This window comes from Antarctobacter heliothermus (genome assembly GCF_002237555.1).
GTDB classification, from domain to species: domain Bacteria; phylum Pseudomonadota; class Alphaproteobacteria; order Rhodobacterales; family Rhodobacteraceae; genus Antarctobacter; species Antarctobacter heliothermus_B.
In genome coordinates this window covers 4180654-4199250 of the sequence record NZ_CP022540.1, presented here as the reverse complement: position 1 = coordinate 4199250, position 18597 = coordinate 4180654, and the positions used below count along the sequence as shown (strand labels likewise).

Genomic DNA, 18597 nt, shown 5'->3' with positions numbered 1-18597 from the left:
TCGTAAGGTTGTGTTCGGACTATCATTTTAGCGTCGTCGCGCGGAAACGCCTTGTACTTTTGGGCCAAATCAACGGAGGACGCCGTGAAGCGGCTGATCTACCTCAGTTCTGCCGTAAGGCTGGCGACACGCGATGATCTTGCGCAGATTCTTGGCGCGGCGCGGCGCAACAACAGGCGCGATGGCGTCACCGGGTTGCTGATGTACCACGACGGGACGTTCCTGCAGATCCTCGAAGGGGAGGAAACGGCCGTCGATCGCGTCTTTGAGCGAATCGCCCGGAACGACCTCCACCGAGGCGTCCAAAGCCTGCCATCATCCCAAGTCCACGAACGGTTGTTTGCCGACTGGACCATGGCCTTTGCCAGACCGGACGCGCTTTGTGTAAATGACGATCTGGGGGCCAAGGCATTTGTGGCGGTCAGACAGGATCTTGACCGGATCGAGGCGTCGGACAAACGCGCGGCGACTTTTGTGCGAAGGTTCTTTTCGACGTTTCGCGATCTGGGGTCGCTCACGGGACGGTGAAACGGACTACCCTGCGGTTACCGCCTGTCCGCGCAGATCAGCCGGGCGCGCAACGTCCAATTGTCCGATGCAGGCCACCAGATCCCGGCGCAACATGTCGATCAGATGGGCCGGACCACGATCCCCCAGCGCGCAGACCGCGTAATGCCAGGCGCGCCCCATCATCACGAAATCCGCCCCCAGGGCGATGGCGCGCAGCATGTCCAACCCGCCTTCGATCCCGCTGTCAAAGATCACCGGCAGCGTGGTCGCCGCCCGCACGCCGGGCAGGTACTCTACCGACCCCGGCACACCGTCGAACTGCCGACCGCCATGGTTTGACACCCAGATGGCATCGACTCCTTCGTCCTGCATCCGCGCGGCATCGTCGGGGCGTAGCACACCCTTGACCACCAGCGGCCCATCCCATGCATCGCGCAGCCAGCGCAGATAGTCCCAGTCCGGCGCTGTGCGCAGGAGATAACCAATGTGGGCGGTGGGATCGCGCGGGGCATTGTCCTGGGAATACTTGTCCAGCGTTTTCATGCGGGGCATCCCGGCGCGCATCCGTGCCAGCGACCACGCCGGGCGCATGGCGCATTGCAGCGCGATGCGCGGCGTGATGCGCGGCGGTTGCACCAGTCCGCCCTTCACCTGTTTCTCGCGGCGCGAGGCGACGGGGACGTCGACAGTCAGGACCAGAACCTTGAATCCGCTGGCCTTGGCCCGCGCCAGCATGTCCCGGCGCATATCTACGTCGCGCGGGGGGTACAGCTGGAACCAGCCTTTGCCGCCGGTTTCGGGACCAATCTCTTCTGGTGTGGCATTGGCGACCGTCGACAGCGCATAGGGCAGACCGGCCTTGGTCGCCTCCTGCGCCAGCAACCGTTCCGCCCCGGGCCACAGCAGCCCGGACTGGCCCACCGGAGCCACGCCAAAGGGCAGGGGGTGGGTCTGGCCAAACAGCTCCACCGACAGGTCCGGCGTCACCTCTCCATGCAGGATCGACGGTGTGAACAGCACATTGTCCAGCGCGGTGCGGTTGCGGCATGCGCTGGCCTCTGTCCCCGTGGCCGAGTCAAGATAGGCCCAGGCAAAATGCGGAACGCGTCTGCGCGCGGCGCGACGCAGATCGGCGATGGTCAAATAACGACTGTGAAGATCCATGACGCTATCTGGCGCGGGACATGGCGGGACGCAAGTGACCTCACCGGCATTCTCGACAAATCTTCAACATATTTTAAGCGCCTTGGCGGAAGTTGATCCTCAGCGATAGAAAAGGACATCCCATGCACGCGATGATTGTCGACCTTGATCCCACACGCCTTGAACGCAGCCAGATCGCCTTTCTGGAATCGGGCATCCATGTCACAGGATCGGGCAGTTTTGCGGTGGCTGAGACCTGCCTGCGCCGGGCGGTGGTCGACGTGTTGGTGATCGACGCCGATTGCGGGGCAGAGCGGATTGTCAGCCTGACCGCGCTGGCGGAACGGCGCAATCCGCGGCTGGTCACCATCCTGTTGGCCCGCGACGTGACCGAGATCACGGATTTGTACTCTGACGCCGTGACGACGCTGCATTGCGTGCTGGATGGGCGTGTTTCCCCGCGTGTCGTGGCGCGCATGGCGCAGGCCTCGCTGGCGGGCCGCGCCGCGTGCAAGCTCACCCCGGCCCGCGCCGACAGCGCGCCGCAGGCCCCGGCGGCCGAACCCTCCGCGCCCAATCCGGTCTTTTTCACAACGCGCCGCAAACCGGCGGTGCACCCCGGCGAGGCTGTCCCTGCCTGACAGTTGAAAATTCGTCGTACGCGGGGCGAACATAGGGCGAACACGCCCTTCCCCTGACCGCGCGATGGCGCTAGATTGGCGCCATGAGCAGTTTCGACGAATTCGACGCGTTTGAGGCGTCCTCGCTTTCGGCGCGCGCCATGGCGGCGCGCCCCGCCCCCTATCTGAATGAGCTGAACCCGGCCCAGCGGGAGGCGGTCGAGGTACTGGATGGCCCGGTGCTGATGTTGGCGGGGGCCGGGACGGGCAAGACCAAGGCGCTGACCGCGCGGGTGGTCCACCTGCTGAACACCGGCCGCGCCCGCCCGAACGAAATCCTGTCGGTGACCTTCACCAACAAGGCTGCGCGCGAGATGAAATTGCGCGTAGGCCGCATGCTGGGCCAGACGGTTGAGGGCATGCCTTGGCTGGGTACGTTCCACTCGATCTGTGTCAAACAGCTGCGCCGCCACGCCGAGCTGATCACCGCCGAGGCCAACACCGATCAGGTGGTTGAGGGGCCCGATTCGCAGCCCGGCCTGCATCTGAAGTCCAACTTTACCATTCTCGACACCGACGATCAGTTGCGTCTGCTCAAGCAACTGGTGCGGGCGGCGGAGATCGACGACAAACGCTGGCCCGCGCGGCAATTGGCCAACATCATCGAGGGCTGGAAAAACCGCGCGCTGACGCCGGACAAGGTGCCGGCAGCGGACGGTGGGGCCTTCAACCATCGCGGGCCGGAACTCTACGCCGCCTATCAGCGCCGCCTGCTGGAACTGAACGCCGTCGATTTCGGTGATCTGCTAATGCACATGGTCACCATTTTTCAGACCCACCCGGACATTCTGGCGCAGTACCAACGCTGGTTCCGCTACATCCTTGTGGACGAATATCAGGATACCAACGTGGCGCAGTATCTCTGGCTGCGCCTGCTCGCGTCACAGCACAAGAACATCTGCTGCGTCGGCGACGACGATCAGTCGATCTATGGCTGGCGCGGGGCCGAGGTGGGCAATATCCTGCGGTTTGAAAAGGATTTTCCCGGCGCCCATGTGGTGCGGTTGGAACAGAACTATCGCTCTACGCCGCATATCCTCGCCGCCGCCTCGGGCGTGATCCGGGGCAACACCGGGCGTCTGGGCAAGGAACTGTGGACACAGGCGCAGGACGGCGAAAAGGTACGCCTGATCGGCCATTGGGACGGTGAGGAAGAGGCACGCTGGATCGGTGAGGAAATCGAATCGATGCAGGGCGGCACCCGCGGGATGCGGCCCTATTCGCTGGACGACATGGCCATTCTCGTGCGCGCCAGCCACCAGATGCGCGCGTTTGAAGACCGCTTTCTGACCATCGGCCTGCCGTACCGCGTCATCGGCGGCCCGCGATTCTATGAGCGGATGGAAATCCGCGATGCCATGGCTTATTTCCGCCTTGTCGTGTCCCCCACCGATGATCTGGCGTTTGAGCGCGTCGTCAACACGCCCAAGCGCGGCCTTGGCGACAAGGCACAGCAAACCATCCAGCGCATCGCCCGTGAAAACGGCGTCAGCCTTGTGGACGGGGCGGCGCTGGCGGTCGAACAGGGGGCGATCAAGGGCAAAGGCGCCAAGGCGCTGGGCGAGCTGATCGTGGGCCTTGCCCGCTGGGGGCGCATGACCGGCGACAAGGACGTCAGCCACATGGAACTGGCAGAGATCGTTCTGGACGAAAGCGGCTACACCGGCATGTGGCAGAACGACAAGACACCAGAGGCCCCCGGCCGGCTGGAAAACCTCAAGGAACTGGTCAAGGCGCTGGAAAGCTTTGAAAACCTTCAGGGGTTTCTCGAACATGTCGCGCTGGTCATGGACAACGAAAAGGATGAGGCGGGGGCCAAGGTGTCGATCATGACGCTGCACGCGGCCAAGGGGCTGGAGTTTCCGGTGGTCTTCCTGCCGGGCTGGGAGGACGGGCTGTTCCCGTCGCAGCGCAGCATGGACGAACCCGGAATCCAGGGACAAAAGAACTTGGAAGAGGAGCGGCGGCTGGCCTATGTCGGCATCACCCGCGCCGAAGAGGTCTGTACCATCAGCTTTGCGGGCAACCGCCGCGTCTTTGGTCAGTGGCAATCGCAGATGCCCTCGCGCTTTGTCGATGAACTGCCAGAGGAACATGTCGAGGTGCTGACTCCCCCCGGCCTGTATGGCGGTGGCTACGGTGCGGCGACCAGCGGTGGCATGGGCGGCTATTCCTCGGGCGTCGAAAAACGCGCGGCAGAGGCAAATGTCTACAATTCCCCCGGCTGGAAACGGCTTCAGGAGCGGCAGAACCAACGCCCCGTCAGCCAGCCCCGCGAAAGCCGCTCACAGGTGATCGACCTTGAGGCGGTGTCGGTCCACACGGTCGGCGACCGCGTGTTTCACCAGAAATTCGGCTACGGTGCGATTCTCGGGATCGAGGGCGATAAGCTGGAGATTGAATTCGAAAAGGCAGGCACCAAAAAGGTCGTCGCCCGCTTCATTCATACTGCCGACGACGTGCCGTTCTAGCGCGTCCCGTCACCCGATGGGCAAGGGCGCATCGGCCTTCGGCTGATCCATGACGATCTGGGAATGCACCCGCGCCACCACCGGATGCGCCAACAGAACCTCATGAATCAGCCGGTTGAGCGCGGCCAGATCCGGGCAATAGACCCGCAGCAGGTAATCCGCCTCTCCGGTCATGGTCCAGGCAGAGACGATCTCTGGTCGGACCCGCAGCAGCCGCGCAAAATCCGTGCCCTCCTTGGCCCCGTGCCGCGCCAGTTGGACCTGAACAAAGGCCTGCACATCCAGACCCAGCTTGTCCGGGTCCAACCGTGCGCGATAGCCTTGAATGACGCCCGCTTCCTCCAACCGCTGCCGCCGCCGACCTGCCTGACTGGGTGACAGGTGCAGGGTCTCGCCCAGTTGCTGCGCCGTGGCCTGACCGTCGCGCTGCACCGCGTCCAGCAACGCGATGTCCGTGGCATCCAGGGATGTGCGGCTATTCTGCATATATCTGTCTGTTCATGCGCATAATGCGCGTGTTGTGATCCGTATCGCTCAATAATGCGCAAACGCCGCGCCTTGGTAAAGGTACATTGACAGCAAGACTTTCACAGCAGGAGAGACGCATGGGACCCTTCCCGCACGACGCCCCGCAGGCCACGATCACCGAAGAGAACCCCGCCGGCACTGACGGGTTCGAATTTGTCGAATTCGCCAGCCCGGAGCCGCAGGAACTCCGCGATCTCTTTGCCCGCATGGGGTATGCCCATGTCGCCAACCACAAAAGCAAACAGATCGAACTTTGGCAGCAGGGCGACATCACCTATGTCCTGAACGCCGAACCGGACAGTTTCGCGTCACGGTTCGTCGCCGAACACGGCCCCTGCGCACCGTCGATGGCATGGCGCGTCGTCGATGCGCAGCACGCCTATGACCATGCCATCGCCAAGGGCGCGGAACCCTATGAGGGGACTGACAAGACCGTCGACTGGCCCGCGATCAAGGGCATTGGCGGCAGCTTGATCTACTTCACCGACCAGTACTATGACACCTCGCCCTACAACGCCGAATTTGACTGGATCGAACAGTCCAAACCGCGCGGCGTCGGCTTTTACTACCTCGATCACCTGACCCACAACGTCTTCAAGGGCAACATGGACAAGTGGTTCCAGTTCTACGGCAACTTGTTCAACTTCCGCGAAATCCGCTTTTTCGACATTGAGGGCAAATTCACCGGGCTTTTGTCGCGTGCGCTGACCTCTCCCTGTGGCCGTATCCGCATCCCGATCAACGAGGACCGCGGTGAAAAGGGCCAGATCGTCGCCTATCTGAAAAAGTACAACGGAGAGGGCATTCAGCACATCGCTGTGGGCGCGCGCGACATCTATGCCGCCACCGACCAGATCGCCGAGAAGGGCGTCAAGTTCATGCCCGGCCCCCCGGACACCTACTATGACATGTCCTATGACCGGGTGCAGGGCCATGATGAGCCGCTGGACCGGATGAAGAAACACGGCATTCTGATCGACGGCGAAGGCGTGGTCGACGGCGGCGAAACCCGCATCCTGCTACAGATCTTTTCCAAGACCGTGATCGGACCGATCTTTTTCGAGTTTATTCAGCGCAAGGGCGATGACGGGTTCGGTGAGGGCAACTTCAAGGCGCTGTTCGAGTCCATCGAACAAGAGCAGATCAACAGCGGTGAGCTGGACGGCGCGGCCTGACCACCGTCCTCAAACGCCCAAAACAGAAAACCCCACCGGACATCCGGTGGGGTTTTTCGTGTCCGAGGACGAGATTTCTCAGCCGCTCGGCATCTGGAGCGTCAGGTTCCGACTGCCCTTGGAATAGCGCAAGGCATCTTCGCCGATGGCCGTCACCTGACCGCCGTCCAGCCGATCGCCAACCTTGACCTTCTGGTATTTGCCATTGGCCAGACGCACCAGCGCGCGACGGTTGTCAGAGGTGCCATAAACGCCGATCAGGTTGATCTTTTTCAGGTTGATCGCGTTTTCCAGCGTGGCAGAGCGGGCGACGCTGGTGCTGGACGGAATGCTGGGTGCAACTGTGCGGGGGGCCACGGCAACGGCGGCTGTCTGCACCGGGCTGGGGGCGATGCTGCGGTCTGCGCGGTCGACGATGGCATCCATGTTGCGCGGACGACCCACCGGCACCAAGGACCGCACAACCGCCTGTTCGGTGGCGTCCGGGGTGTCGAGTTCGGCCTGCTCCTGCACGGTCTTTGGCCGCATGGTCGGTCGGATGCTGGCCAGTTCCGTGCGGGTGATGCCACGCAACTGACTGCGCTCACGCTGCTGAATGATGTCGCTGGGGCGGGCCCGCGGGCGCACGCGTGGCACCGGGGCTGCGCCATCCGGCGCGTCCGGGTCCGGCGCGGCCGAGGTGTTTTCGCCCCGCAGCGGCGGAATGACCGGCGGGCGGCCCGTAAAAATCCGCAGCCCATCCGGCGTCAGTGCGCCTTCGGGGGTCGCACGAACAACGTCGCGCTGGTCGAAATCGAAGGTCAGTCCGGCGGGCGGTGGCAGGCCGGGGTCCGCCAGTGCCGCTTCGCGCTCCAACTCTTTGGCGTCGGGCAGGGCGACCGCGTCAAAGATCTGGATGCTAGGATCAATCGAGGCGGCATAGATGTCCTCAACCCCGTCCGCAGGCGGCGTCATCGGCTTGACCGGGGAGCGCTGCCAGATGCCGGTAGCGGCATAGGTCGCAGCGGCCTCTTCGCTGGTCAACTGGCGCGGGTCGATCGGCACCGACAGCGGGGCAACCGGTGGCGCGTCCGTGACCTCGGGGGTGTCCAGCGCCGCCAGCCGCACGTCCTCGGCCGGTCGGGCAACCGGCCGCAAGGAGACAACTGGCGGAGACACAACCGCGGGCGTGGCGGATTCGAGCACAACGCCGGTGTCCGCACCATCGGGTAGCGATGCGACCGCGCTGGCCGGTGCGTCATCGTTGGACCGGAACAGCCGCGCCAGTCCTTCGTCCAGGAACACCGACGCCCAGGCCGCAACACCTAACAGGAACATCAAAAGCAAAGCGGTCAGCAACAGGCCCAGATAGCGTGGTTTGCCGCGGGTGGCGTCGCGGTCGCGCGCGCCAAAGACGGTCATCCGGTCCCGTTCCTCCGACGATCCGAACATCGCATGGCCGGGGGACGCCGTGGCAGCCGCCGCGCCGCCGGTCGCAAAGGCCGGTCCGCCGATTTCGGCGTTGGGGCGCGGTCCGCGCAGCGCGGCCAGCTTGGCCAGCGGGTTGGGCCGGGGGCCTTTGCGCGCAGGTACCGCAATTGGCGCTGCCTCACGGGCGGCCACGGGCGGGGCGATCCCCTCATCCGTCTTGGGTTTGCGTGTCGGGGTGGCGGCCAGACCGGCAGCCCGGGCTGCGACGGTTTTGGGCAGCGCCTTGAGGCCGGATTTTGCCGGGGCCTTGGCTCTGGCTTTCAGCCGCGGCGGCAGCTCGGTGCGTTTCGGGGCCGCGCCTGCGGCCGGTTTGCCGTCAGGCCCGGTGGTTGCGGCGGCCTCTGTCGCATCAACAGCAGCAGCGGCCTGCGCCAGCAGCGCCGAGGCGGTCGGCGTTGCGAAAAAGCCGGTTTTGCCAGACGGTTTCGGATCGGCGGATGTCGGATCGGCAGGCTCTGGCATGCCAGAGCCGCGCGGGCTGACAGGTGTGAACCGGGGTTTGAATTCTCCGGTCAGGGCAGGGGCGGACCCTCCGGGCAGGCTGCGCCCGGCGCGGATCGTCGAAAACGCCGGGGGCCTGTCGGATTCTGCGCCGGGGCCAGACGGCGCTGCGGCAGGCGGGGCGGCCTGTGACAGCTCCGGGGTTTTCGGCGTCGCGGCAGCGGGCGGGGCCAGCGGGTTTACCAAAGGTTGCCGGGGAACCTGTGGCGCGTCCATCGACGGTGCCGCCAGCGGTTTCGCAGCGGCTGGTGCGGCCGGCGGGGCGATCGGCGCGCGCGGCGCGGCGGGTGCCTTGGGCGCGCCCGGATCAGGCTGCGCGGCATCCTTTTCGGCGGGGGGTGGCGTCGATTGCACCTGTGCTGCCGGGGCAGGGTCCGGTTTCAGGTGAAATTCCGGCTGAGGTGTCGGTTTGGGGTGGGCAATGGGCTTGGGGGCCAGAACGTCGGAGATCTGATCGTCAGGCTCCGAGGCGTCAGAGTCCAAAGCATCCAATGCAGAGTCCAGACCCGTTTGATCCTCAACACCCTGTTCCTCAACAACCGGCTCTTTCTCAACAACCGGCACGTCCTGAACAACCGGCTCAGGCTCAGGCTCAGGCTGTTTGACCGGTTTCGGCGCAGGTGCGTTTGCAAGTTCCGGCTTGGGCAGGGGGCGTAGCGCGGCCGCATCCGCCGGAACAATCTCAATCGCACGGGCCGGGCGTGTCACCACACGCCCCCAGTTGGCCGCCTTGCCAAAAAACACCGGCCCGTCAAAGCTGTCGTCAGGCGCCTTTGCCAGAAAACAGACCGGTTCAAACCCGTGTTCGCGGGCAAAGCTTTGCGCCTCATCCAGCGTTTCGTTGGCCACTGCCGCAACTTGCAGCCGCCCGCCGCTCACCACATAGTCGAAATTCAGATCCGACACCGCATAGGGCGTTGCCCCGTCCAGTGAGGCGCGGATGGCAGTGTCGCGGGTGATCTCATCGCCGCCAAGATCAAGCTGATCCAGATAACGGATTTGTTCGTTGGGGATGATCAGCGCCACCTGTGCGCCGGTCGGATCAAGGCGTTCGGCCTGATCGCGCAGGTTCAGAACCTGCGAATCAAAGTCGTCGTGATCCAGCGGGACATCATCAATCAGGGCCCAACGTGGACCCATCCGCCGGAGCAGGGCGATACCTTCGAATGAGAGCGAGAGCGCAAAATTTGGTGTCATGTGCGGTTCTTATCAGGCCTGCCATCACTGCGGGAGTCCTAGCGCAGCGTCTCAATTATATAAGGCAACTCTTTGCCGAAGAAAAGAAAGCCGCTGTTGCACCCTTGCCGATTTTGTCACTTCGCGAGACAGTCGTTACAGAATCCTACAGATTGTGAGGTAATTTATGCGAATTTTGGCATTCTTGACGGTGGTGGCTTTCGCCATGCCACTTGTCGCGGTGGCCGAGGGCCGCCTGACTGTCTCGGGCGAGGGCCATCTGGCCGTGGTTCCCGACATGGCGGTGATCACTCTGGGTGCTGACGGGCGCGGCCCCACGGCGGTCGAGGCCATGAACGCCACGTCCGAGGCGGTAGAGGCGATTCTTGCCCGACTGAACGGCCTGGGGGTCGAAACACGCGACATCCAGACCACCCAATTGCGGGTCAATGAACAGACCCGCTGGGACAATACCCGCAACGAGGACGTCTTTCTGGGCTATTACGCCACCAACACGGTCAGCGTGCGGGTGCGTGATCTTGACGGGATCAGCGCGCTGTTGTCGGCGGTGCTGGATGACGGCGCGAACCAGTTGCAGAACCTGTCGTTCAGCGTGCAGGAACCGCGCCCGATCGAGGATGAGGCCCGCCGCCGCGCGGTGGCCGACGCCATCGCCAAGGCCAAGCTGTACGCCGATGCGGCAGGGGTGACGCTTGGCCCGCTGCTGGAACTGCGCGACACCGCAGAGCCGCTGGTGCGGTCCATCGCCGGGGCAGAGGCCATGATGCGTGAAGCGGCGGTTGTCGCCAAGGACGTGCCCGTCGCGGCGGGTGAGCTAGAAGTGCGCGCCGAGGTGACAATGGTGTTTACCATCGCCGAGTGACGCGGCTGATGCCGGGAACGCGACAGACAAAGGGCGGGGAAATCCCCGCCCTTTGTCGTTTTACTTCGCCTTGTTCAGCGCCTGATCAAGGTCGGCAATCAGATCGTTCGCATCTTCGATCCCGATGGAAATGCGCACCACGTTGGGGGCCGCCCCCGCCGCAACCTGCTGTTCTTCGGACAACTGCCGGTGCGTGGTCGAGGCCGAGTGGATCACAAGGCTGCGGGTGTCGCCAAGGTTGGCCACATGGCTAAAGATCTCCAGTGCATCGACAAACTTGATGCAGGACTCGTAGCCGCCCTTCAGTGCCACGGTGAACAGGCCACCCGCGCCCTTGGGACAGATCCGCGCCACCCGGTCGTTATAGCGCGAGGACGGCAACCCGGCGTAGGTCACAGCCTCTACCGCGTCATGGGTTTCCAGCCAGGCGGCGATCTTCATCGCGTTCTCGACGTGGCGATCCATACGCAGGCTCAGCGTCTCGATCCCCATCAGCGTGTAATGCGCCGCCTGCGGGTTCAGCGTCATGCCCAGATCGCGCAATCCGATGGCGATGCCGTGAAAGGTGAACGCCAGCGGGCCAAACGTCTCGTGGAACTTCAGCCCATGATACGCGGGCTCGGGCGCGGACAGAGACGGGAATTTGTCGCTGGCGGACCAGTCGAACTTGCCCGAATCCACCACCACACCGCCGGTCACGGTGCCATTGCCGGTCAGGTACTTGGTCATCGAATGCACGACCAGCGTGGCACCATGCTCAATCGGGCGGCACAGGTAGGGCGTGGCCGAGGTGTTGTCGACGATCAGCGGCAAGCCCGCCTTGTCGGCAATCGCCGAAATCGCGTCCAAATCGGTGATATATCCGCCCGGATTGGCGATGCTCTCACAGAACACCGCGCGGGTGTCGTCATCAATCGCCGCTTCCACCGCGTCCAGATCGTCGAAATCGACAAAGGTGGCGGACCAGCCAAAGCGCTTGATGGTCTGGCTGAACTGGGTGATCGAGCCGCCATACAGCCGCGTCGACACCACCACGTTGCGCCCCGGTGCCATCAGCGGGAACAGCGCCATGATCTGCGCCGCGTGACCGGACGAACAACAAACAGCACCCGCGCCGCCCTCCAGCACCGCAACCCGCTCTTGCAGGGCGGCAACGGTGGGGTTGGTCAGGCGCGAATAGATGTATCCGACTTCTTGCAGGTTGAACAACGCGGCGGCGTGTTCGGCGTCGCGGAACACATAGGCCGTTGTCTGGTAAATCGGCACCTGCCGCGCGCCGGTGGCCGGATCGGGCCGTGCGCCTGCGTGGATCTGAAGGGTGTCAAAGCCGTAGTTGGGGTCTTCCTGAGTCATGGTACTCTCTCCCTGAAATGCGATGCGTTCAGCATTAGGGGATTGAGAACCGTTCTTCCAGACGGGTTCGACAAGAACCGGCAATGCCGCGCCACAGAGCATTTCACATCGGCAATTTCATTGAGATTTCGCGCGTTTTGAGGCAGAATATGGCCTGTTCCGGCGCAATTTCCGCGCCACCCCTGGAACCTTTCAAAAGGCGAATTGATATGCGTTGTCCCGCAGGTGTCCGCTATTCAACAGTCACGCTTTCTGCCGTCTTCGCAATTTGCGCGCAGCTTGCAACGGCAGAGAAAGAAACCGAATTTTACCCCATTATCTACGACACCGACACACCGCATATGCTGTCACTGGTCGATGAAATCGACATCCGCACGCCGGTCATGCTGAACCGCGCGCTCAAATCCTATCCTCATGTCACGCAACTGTCGCTCTCCAGCCGCGGTGGATCGGTCCATTCGGCCCTGACAATGTCCTATGTGGTGCATGAGGCAGGGCTGAGGACGCTGATCCCCGGCGGCGCTGTCTGTTTCTCAGCCTGTTCCTACCTGTTTTTCGCCGGGGGCGAACGCGTGGCGCAGGGCACGCTTGGCGTACATCAACTGTCCTCGACCAGCGACAGCCTTCGTTCGGGGCAGGTCGCGCTGGCGAACATCATGTCGGCCTATGACGAATTTGGCGTGAACGGTGCGGTGGTCAACAAGATGCTGCTGACACCGGCGGACGACATGTATGTGTTTGACGCCGATGAACTGACGGCGCTTGGCATCGTCAATGCGGCCCCCTGCGCCGGGGCCGACGCGCATCTGGGCCGAGTCAGCCCGCTGGGCGCGCAGGAACTGCGGCTGCATGTCCAGACCTACCCCAATTGCCCCTCCGCCCAGACCGCCGAAACCCTGTTGGCGAACCTTGCCGCAGCGGACGCCAGCGAGACGCCGGTTGCGGCTGTCACTCCACCGCCGCAGGCCGGGCTACATCGGTGTACCGATGCAAAGGGCTGGGACCAGATCCTGCGCGTATGCCGGGCCGCGCTGGCCTCGCGCGACTGGGAGGACAATGACGCAGCGGCGCTGCAAAACGCCATCGGGGCGGCGTTTTTCGCCACAGGAGACGCCTTTGCCGCGCATGAGGCGTTTCAGGCCGCCCTGTCACTGCGCCCAGAGACCCCGGTTTTGCTTGAAAACCGCGCGCTGGCGCTGGACGCCCTTGGGCAGCACGCGGATGCGGCGCTGGAAATGCGCGCCGCCATAGGGGCCACCTCTGCCCCGCCCGATAGATTCTTTGCCCGGCTGGGCCTGTTCGAACGCTCTGCGGACAAGGTGAACACCGCCTTTCAGGTCTGGGACACCCTGTTGTCTGACGACGGGGCAAGCGAAAGCCTCATCCGGTCATGGCAAGAGGCGTTGATCAGCAGCGGGCACTTGGATCAGGTGGCCGACGGGACGTACACAACGCTGACCCGCATCGCGGTGCAGCGATGCAGCTTTGCGACGGATTGCCTGCCGCCGGGCACAGGTGCCGCGCCTGACCTGTTGCCGGTGCCGGTCTCGGACACCTCATTGGATCTCAGTCGCAGCGCCTCCAGCAGTCTTCTGGTGGCATTGGGAGAACCGGACGGGCAGGGCAGTTGCAATCAGGGTCAGCCGGAAATGAACATCCACATGTGTGAGGCGATGTTGCAGGCGGGTGATTTCGACGCTGTTGAACGCACGCAAATCGAGAATTTCCTTGCCGTGCAATATGCGGAAATCGAGGCGTTTGAAGAGGCCGACGCCGTCATGACCCGTGCGATCAATGCGGTGGCCCCGGACCACAGTCTTTTCAAGAACCGCGCCGCCATCCGTTACCGCAAAGGTGACTACGCGGGCGCGCTCGAAGACGTGGAGGCGGTGCGCGCCGTCACCAGCCAATGGTCGCGCTCCTTCTTTCAACGTGAGACAGATGTGGTACGCGGCAATATTCTTGCCCGCCTCGGGCGCGCGGATGAGGCGGTCGAGGCATGGATGGGGGCGATCTTCGAAGAGACAGAGGACATCGGCGATACCAGCGCCCAAGACCTGCAACGGTTATTGCAAAAGGCTGGGGTCTACTCAGGCGCGATTGACGGCAAGTTCGGTGCCGGATCGCGCGCGGCCCTTGCGGCCTGCGCTGCCGCCACCGACTGCGTCATTTCCGGTCAGATCGGCTATGGCGACTACAGTGAGGCGTTTGGCCTGTCCTATGTCGTAAATCTGCCTGAGGGGCCGCTATATTATGACACCGCGCGCCGAGAGCACGCCAAGGCCGCCGCCCAGACCTGCGATACCTATGTCGAAGACGCGATCGAAAAATGCACGCGCGCCATCGACACCGGATGGTTGGTGAAAACCGAAGCAGCCAAGGCGTATACTGCGCGGTCTTACGAATACTATCAGATCGACGCGTTTGAGGCGGCGTTGCGCGATTATCGCGCCTATATCCGGTTTCTCGGGTACAGCGGCTATGACAGGGGTTGGTATGTGCGCCTGTTGTTGATGGCGGATCAGCCAGACGATGCTCTCGCGCAGACAGAGCGTTTCAGAGACACTCAGAAGGAAGAGGCCGATTTCTATCGCGGACTGGCGCTGGCCGCGCTGGGTCGCAATGCCGAGGCAGAGCGGATCTGGCTGGCCCACTACGACCGGCTGAACAATGTCACCAGCGATTTTTCCGCCGATGCGCGGGTGTTTGAGCTGTACCAGCATCAGCTTGAACGCCACGACATGCTGCCGGGCGGGTACAACCAGTATCAGGACGGCAAGTCACCGGCCCTGCGCGCCGCCATCGGCCGCTGCGCCTCTGATCCGGCCTGTTTTTCCCTGAACTGAGCATGGAAAATGGCCGGATCGGGCGGCGCGCCTGAACCGGCCATTCGTTACCCAAAGGTAAAAACGTCTCTGTAACGCATTGATTTTTATAGGGGCGATCTCTGTCCACGCGTGGACAAACGCTGGATCACCCCGCCATGACCGTCTCCACACACAAGACCGTGGGCAGATGCCGCGCGATCTCGGACCAGTTGTCTCCCTCGTCAAGGCTGGCAAAGATCGAGCCCGAGTTGGTCCCGAAATAAACCCCCGGCGCGGCGGCCCGATCCGTGGCCATCGCCTGCCTCAAGACGGTGAAAAAGCAATGCGCCTGCGGCAGCCCCTCACGGCACGCCTCCCAGCTATCGCCGCCATCACGCGACCGCCAGACCGCCGCCGAGGCGTCAGGCGGATACCGCCCGGCACTGTCCCCGTTCAGGGGCAGCACCCAAAGCGTGCCAGCCTTGTCAGGATGCACAGCCACCGGAAACCCAAAGGTCGAGGGCAACCCCTCGGTGATATCATCCCAACTGCGCCCCCCATCGGATGAGCGCCAGACCCCGTGATGATTTTGCTGGTACAACAGGTCTCCCGCACCGCCCGCCCGCACCAGATTGTGGACGCAATGCCCGGTCTCGCCGTCCTTGGGGGCAGCGGGGTGATGGTGGTGGCCGCAGGCCTCGGCATTGGACAGACGATTGCGTCTCTCCCAGCTTTCCGCGCCATCCTCGGTGGCAAAGACCCCGGCAGAGGAAATGCCCAGCCACATCTTGGCCGGATCAGCCGGACTGCTGACGATCGTATGCAGCGTCAGGCCCGCGCCACCGGGCTGCCAGCTGTCCGAGGAGGGATGATCGGTCAGGCTCTCGACGGCCTCCCAGGTCTCGCCGCCGGTCTCACTGACAAAAAGCGTCGCTGGTTTGGCCCCGGCGTACAGCTTGCCATTCACTTGTCCCAGCGACCAGATCGCTTCCACCCGCCCGGAAAAGGGGGCAGGGGGCTGGGGTTCTGTTCCGAAAAAGGCCGCTGTTTCCGGATCATTGCGGATCCATTCGTCCATGGTGCCATCGGCCAGCTTGGTCAAAGCCCAGCTTTCGCCGCCATCGGTCGACCGCCAGACGCCAGCGCCGTGAAATTCACCGCCGCCCCCGGCCCACAGCGCGCCGGTTTCAGGATCGCCAATCGCGTGGTTGATCGACCAGCCGTCGCACAGCGGCCCGCTGACCGACCATTGCGCCCGTTCGGTATCTGAGCGGAGCAGAAACAATCCTTTGGTGGTGCCCACCAGCACCGTGACAAAATCCGACATGAAAACACCTCGTCCTGATCGCTGGCTCAGTGTATCACGACGCCGCGCTGACACGGCCTGAAATCTGGACTCAGCGCATCCAGAACCCTTCGCGCTTGATCTTGTTGCGGATCGCCTGTTCGCGGCGGGGCAGATCATCGCGGTCAAACAGCGCCCGCACCTTTTGCCCGCGCCCCTGATAGATCATCCGCTTGAAGGCATCGTATTCCTTGAGCACCTTCTTGATCCGGTTGGGGGCTGTGACCGCTTCCAGCACCTCGACCACCCGGTCTGCCTCACGCGCATAGAGCAGGGGCAGCACCCGGTAGTGACAGCTGACTTCGCCGTCCAGCAGCCCCGTGGGCACCATGTTCCGGCCGCCGCCCAGCCGGTGGATCACCAGCGGCAGAACCACCTGATCCAGCCAAGGTTCAAGGCTCTGGCAGACCAGTTCGGCGGGCGGATCGTCACGGACCGACAGGGCGTAGCCCAGAAACAGATCCCCGAACATCTTGGGGCATTTGTAGAAAAAGAAACCGGCGTTGAAATACAGATACCGCTGCCAGTATTCATCCGGCCAGTCCAGATCCAGACTGCTGTCAAAGTCCAGTCCGAAACGATCGTATAGCGCCTTCCAGGTTTGTGTATAGCCCGGCCCGTAGAGTTCAATCTGCGGCCATGTGCCTTCGCGCCGCATGGATGCTGTGGGACGGTCGAAGTCGAAGGGCACCCGCGACAGGCGGTCAAGGATCAGTGTATCCGTGTCGAAAAAGACAAACGGCTCTCCCTCGGGCAGGACACGCAGCGCCTCGATCTTGTTGCCATAGGGATAGGAGCCGCCGAAATACTGCGCCTCGAAGGGGCGGATTTCTGCGCCCAGATCCTTGAGCAGGGCGCGCACCTCTGGCTGGCGGATGCGGGGATCGGACTCCCAAAGCGGGCCGGGCACGGGTTCTGCCACGATCAGGCGAAAGCGGTCCTCGCCCTGCGCCTGTAAAGAGGCGGCAAACAGCACCGCCTCATAGGACAACCGCCCGGCCTGCGCCACAATCAGAATATTTACAGTTTGAGCCGTACTGCCCTCGCGTGTCATGGTGTACCTGCCCGTTGCCCTTTTGTCGGCACTATAGGCGGGCGCGGCGCGCATCGAAAGCGGCCAACTTGAGGAATTTCAGACAGGATTCGCCTTATGCTCGATCTCATTCTTGTTGTCATTGCCATCGCCACCGGCGGACCTGATGGCCCCGCCGAGCTGGTAGAAACAGCACCCGCGCCCAAGGTGGAGGCCGCAGATGCACGGGCCCCCTCGGCCGAGGCTCCGCCGCCCAGTTCCGAGGAAGATCCGGCACCCGTCCGCGTGCTGCCCTACACAGCCGAACAGCAGGTTGCCACGGGTCGCTTTACCACGGCGGTGGAGGTCAAACCGATCCTGGGCGCGACCCGCGCCAACTGGATCGCGGTGCGGGAGTTCGACGGTCAGGACCTGGTTTATGTCACCCACCTTTGGGCGTGGCGCTGTGGGCTGGTGGCGATCCATGTGGGGATCAACGGGGCAGAGCCGGAACCCTGGCCGCTGCCGGCCTGCCATGAGGACACCAATGCCCCCAACGCCATGCTGCCCGACGACGGGCTGCCCTATCGCGCTTTCCCGCTGAAGTCGGTCGAGAGCATGACGGTTGAGGTGATCTATGACGATCTAACGACCGAAAAAGTCAGCTTTGACCGTCGGGGCGCCATGATCCCCTGACGGGTCGGGGACGGGACTCGCGTCCCTGCGGGCCGCATCGCCCGCCCACCTACCCTTTCGCGCCGCCGGGACGTTTTCTTTGTATCGGACCCTCCCGGGAACAGGACCGGAGCTTAGAACGTGATCGGCTGCATGACATGTGGCTCGATCACGTCCACCCCCGGCAAGCCCTCTGCCAGAACCTCTGCCGATTGTTCCAAGGCGGGGAACGTGCGGTAATGGCCGGGAATCACGGTCTTGAAGTCAAAGTACTCCTGCGCGGCCCAAGCCGCCTGCTGCATGTCCATCGTATAATAGCCGCCCGCCGAAAGAATGCCGATGTCGGGTCTGAAATAGGCCCCCATCCAGCCCATGTCGGCCATGATGGCCGTGTCAGAGGAGTGATAAATCGTGTGCCCGTCACCCTCGATCATGAACCCGGTTTCCATACCCATGTAACGTGCTACGCCGTCCACAGCCATTGAGGAGCTGTGCGAGGCGGGCACCATAGTCACGGCAACTTCGCCAAAGCGAACCGTGCCACCTTTGTTGAAGGCATTGCCCTCAACCGCGCCCATGCCGGTCAACACATTGGCCAGCTCATACATCCCCGAGACCGGCGCGCCGGTTTTTTGGTTGATCTCGACGATGTCGTTGGTGTGGTCGAAATGGCCGTGGGTCACAAGGATCTGCGTCGCCCCGGCGATGGCGGCGTCGGTGTCTTGTCCCTCCATCATCGGGTTGCCGTTGATCCAAGGGTCGATCAGCAGCACCTCACCGCCGATTTCAATGCGGAAACTGCCGTGGCCTAGCCAGATTATTTGCATGGGTCTCTCCCTGTTGATTTGGGGCAAGCCTAGCATGACAG

At 63.2% G+C, this 18597-nt stretch carries 14 protein-coding genes; 7 read left to right on the top strand and 7 right to left on the bottom strand.

Going from position 1 to position 18597, the window contains the following annotated elements:
• Positions 1-84: 84 nt before the first annotated feature.
• Positions 85-528, top strand: a complete 444-nt coding sequence (locus ANTHELSMS3_RS19905; RefSeq protein WP_157733591.1) for a BLUF domain-containing protein — start codon at positions 85-87, stop codon at positions 526-528.
• 6 nt (positions 529-534) lie between these two features.
• On the opposite strand, the gene ANTHELSMS3_RS19900 is transcribed toward ANTHELSMS3_RS19905, so the two are convergent.
• Positions 535-1674, bottom strand: coding sequence for an alpha-hydroxy acid oxidase (locus ANTHELSMS3_RS19900; RefSeq protein WP_094036385.1), 1140 nt, complete (start codon positions 1672-1674; stop codon positions 535-537).
• Positions 1675-1796: 122 nt separating this feature from the next.
• Here ANTHELSMS3_RS19900 and ANTHELSMS3_RS19895 point away from each other — a divergent pair, with 122 nt between their 5' ends.
• Both ANTHELSMS3_RS19895 and ANTHELSMS3_RS19890 read left to right on the top strand, forming a co-directional pair.
• A complete protein-coding gene (locus tag ANTHELSMS3_RS19895; RefSeq protein ID WP_094036384.1) occupies positions 1797-2294 on the top strand; it encodes a hypothetical protein in 498 nt (165 codons plus the stop codon).
• An 83-nt stretch (positions 2295-2377) separates the two neighbouring features.
• The gene (locus ANTHELSMS3_RS19890) at positions 2378-4804 is read left to right on the top strand and encodes an ATP-dependent helicase (RefSeq protein ID WP_094036383.1); all 2427 of its coding nucleotides are present in this window, start codon (positions 2378-2380) and stop codon (positions 4802-4804) included.
• 9 nt (positions 4805-4813) lie between these two features.
• Here ANTHELSMS3_RS19890 and ANTHELSMS3_RS19885 read toward each other — a convergent pair whose 3' ends face one another.
• Positions 4814-5290, bottom strand: coding sequence for an Lrp/AsnC family transcriptional regulator (locus ANTHELSMS3_RS19885; RefSeq protein ID WP_094036382.1), 477 nt, complete (start codon positions 5288-5290; stop codon positions 4814-4816).
• A 119-nt stretch (positions 5291-5409) separates the two neighbouring features.
• Between ANTHELSMS3_RS19885 and hppD the strand changes: the two genes are divergently transcribed.
• Positions 5410-6507, top strand: coding sequence for a 4-hydroxyphenylpyruvate dioxygenase (hppD, locus tag ANTHELSMS3_RS19880; RefSeq protein WP_094036381.1), 1098 nt, complete (start codon positions 5410-5412; stop codon positions 6505-6507).
• 78 nt (positions 6508-6585) lie between these two features.
• On the opposite strand, the gene ANTHELSMS3_RS19875 is transcribed toward hppD, so the two are convergent.
• Positions 6586-9675, bottom strand: a complete 3090-nt coding sequence (locus ANTHELSMS3_RS19875; RefSeq protein WP_157733590.1) for a hypothetical protein — start codon at positions 9673-9675, stop codon at positions 6586-6588.
• Positions 9676-9841: 166 nt separating this feature from the next.
• Here ANTHELSMS3_RS19875 and ANTHELSMS3_RS19870 point away from each other — a divergent pair, with 166 nt between their 5' ends.
• Positions 9842-10537 (top strand): SIMPL domain-containing protein, encoded by a 696-nt coding sequence (locus tag ANTHELSMS3_RS19870; RefSeq protein ID WP_094036379.1) that lies wholly within the window; start codon positions 9842-9844, stop codon positions 10535-10537.
• A gap of 60 nt (positions 10538-10597) precedes the next feature.
• Here the strand turns inward: ANTHELSMS3_RS19870 and ANTHELSMS3_RS19865 are convergent, their stop codons facing one another.
• Positions 10598-11890, bottom strand: coding sequence for an O-acetylhomoserine aminocarboxypropyltransferase/cysteine synthase family protein (locus tag ANTHELSMS3_RS19865; RefSeq protein ID WP_094036378.1), 1293 nt, complete (start codon positions 11888-11890; stop codon positions 10598-10600).
• A gap of 209 nt (positions 11891-12099) precedes the next feature.
• Between ANTHELSMS3_RS19865 and ANTHELSMS3_RS19860 the strand changes: the two genes are divergently transcribed.
• Positions 12100-14736, top strand: a complete 2637-nt coding sequence (locus ANTHELSMS3_RS19860) for a hypothetical protein (protein ID WP_157733589.1) — start codon at positions 12100-12102, stop codon at positions 14734-14736.
• Between the two features lie 127 nt (positions 14737-14863).
• Here ANTHELSMS3_RS19860 and ANTHELSMS3_RS19855 read toward each other — a convergent pair whose 3' ends face one another.
• Entirely contained in the window at positions 14864-16024 is a 1161-nt protein-coding gene (locus tag ANTHELSMS3_RS19855) for a sialidase family protein (protein WP_094036376.1), read from the bottom strand.
• A gap of 70 nt (positions 16025-16094) precedes the next feature.
• Complete coding sequence (locus ANTHELSMS3_RS19850) at positions 16095-17096, bottom strand: hypothetical protein (RefSeq protein WP_094037261.1); 1002 nt, start codon at positions 17094-17096, stop codon at positions 16095-16097.
• A 96-nt stretch (positions 17097-17192) separates the two neighbouring features.
• On the opposite strand from ANTHELSMS3_RS19850, the gene ANTHELSMS3_RS19845 reads away from it, so the two are divergent.
• Positions 17193-17750 carry a hypothetical protein gene (locus ANTHELSMS3_RS19845; protein WP_094036375.1) on the top strand — a complete coding sequence of 186 codons (558 nt, stop codon included), beginning with the start codon at positions 17193-17195 and terminating at the stop codon, positions 17748-17750.
• 113 nt (positions 17751-17863) lie between these two features.
• On the opposite strand, the gene ANTHELSMS3_RS19840 is transcribed toward ANTHELSMS3_RS19845, so the two are convergent.
• Complete coding sequence (locus ANTHELSMS3_RS19840; RefSeq protein ID WP_094036374.1) at positions 17864-18556, bottom strand: metal-dependent hydrolase; 693 nt, start codon at positions 18554-18556, stop codon at positions 17864-17866.
• Positions 18557-18597 lie beyond the last annotated feature (41 nt).

Excerpts from the sequence above, each read along its gene's own strand:
- ANTHELSMS3_RS19900 (WP_094036385.1), bottom strand. The coding sequence starts at position 1,674 with ATGGATCTTCACAGTCGTTATTTGACCATCGCCGATCTGCGTCGCGCC.
- ANTHELSMS3_RS19895 (WP_094036384.1), top strand. The coding sequence starts at position 1,797 with ATGCACGCGATGATTGTCGACCTTGATCCCACACGCCTTGAACGCAGC.
- ANTHELSMS3_RS19890 (WP_094036383.1), top strand. The coding sequence starts at position 2,378 with ATGAGCAGTTTCGACGAATTCGACGCGTTTGAGGCGTCCTCGCTTTCG.
- ANTHELSMS3_RS19885 (WP_094036382.1), bottom strand. The coding sequence starts at position 5,290 with ATGCAGAATAGCCGCACATCCCTGGATGCCACGGACATCGCGTTGCTG.
- hppD (WP_094036381.1), top strand. The coding sequence starts at position 5,410 with ATGGGACCCTTCCCGCACGACGCCCCGCAGGCCACGATCACCGAAGAG.
- ANTHELSMS3_RS19875 (WP_157733590.1), bottom strand. The coding sequence starts at position 9,675 with ATGACACCAAATTTTGCGCTCTCGCTCTCATTCGAAGGTATCGCCCTG.
- ANTHELSMS3_RS19870 (WP_094036379.1), top strand. The coding sequence starts at position 9,842 with ATGCGAATTTTGGCATTCTTGACGGTGGTGGCTTTCGCCATGCCACTT.
- ANTHELSMS3_RS19865 (WP_094036378.1), bottom strand. The coding sequence starts at position 11,890 with ATGACTCAGGAAGACCCCAACTACGGCTTTGACACCCTTCAGATCCAC.
- ANTHELSMS3_RS19860 (WP_157733589.1), top strand. The coding sequence starts at position 12,100 with ATGCGTTGTCCCGCAGGTGTCCGCTATTCAACAGTCACGCTTTCTGCC.
- ANTHELSMS3_RS19855 (WP_094036376.1), bottom strand. The coding sequence starts at position 16,024 with ATGTCGGATTTTGTCACGGTGCTGGTGGGCACCACCAAAGGATTGTTT.
- ANTHELSMS3_RS19850 (WP_094037261.1), bottom strand. The coding sequence starts at position 17,096 with ATGACACGCGAGGGCAGTACGGCTCAAACTGTAAATATTCTGATTGTG.
- ANTHELSMS3_RS19845 (WP_094036375.1), top strand. The coding sequence starts at position 17,193 with ATGCTCGATCTCATTCTTGTTGTCATTGCCATCGCCACCGGCGGACCT.
- ANTHELSMS3_RS19840 (WP_094036374.1), bottom strand. The coding sequence starts at position 18,556 with ATGCAAATAATCTGGCTAGGCCACGGCAGTTTCCGCATTGAAATCGGC.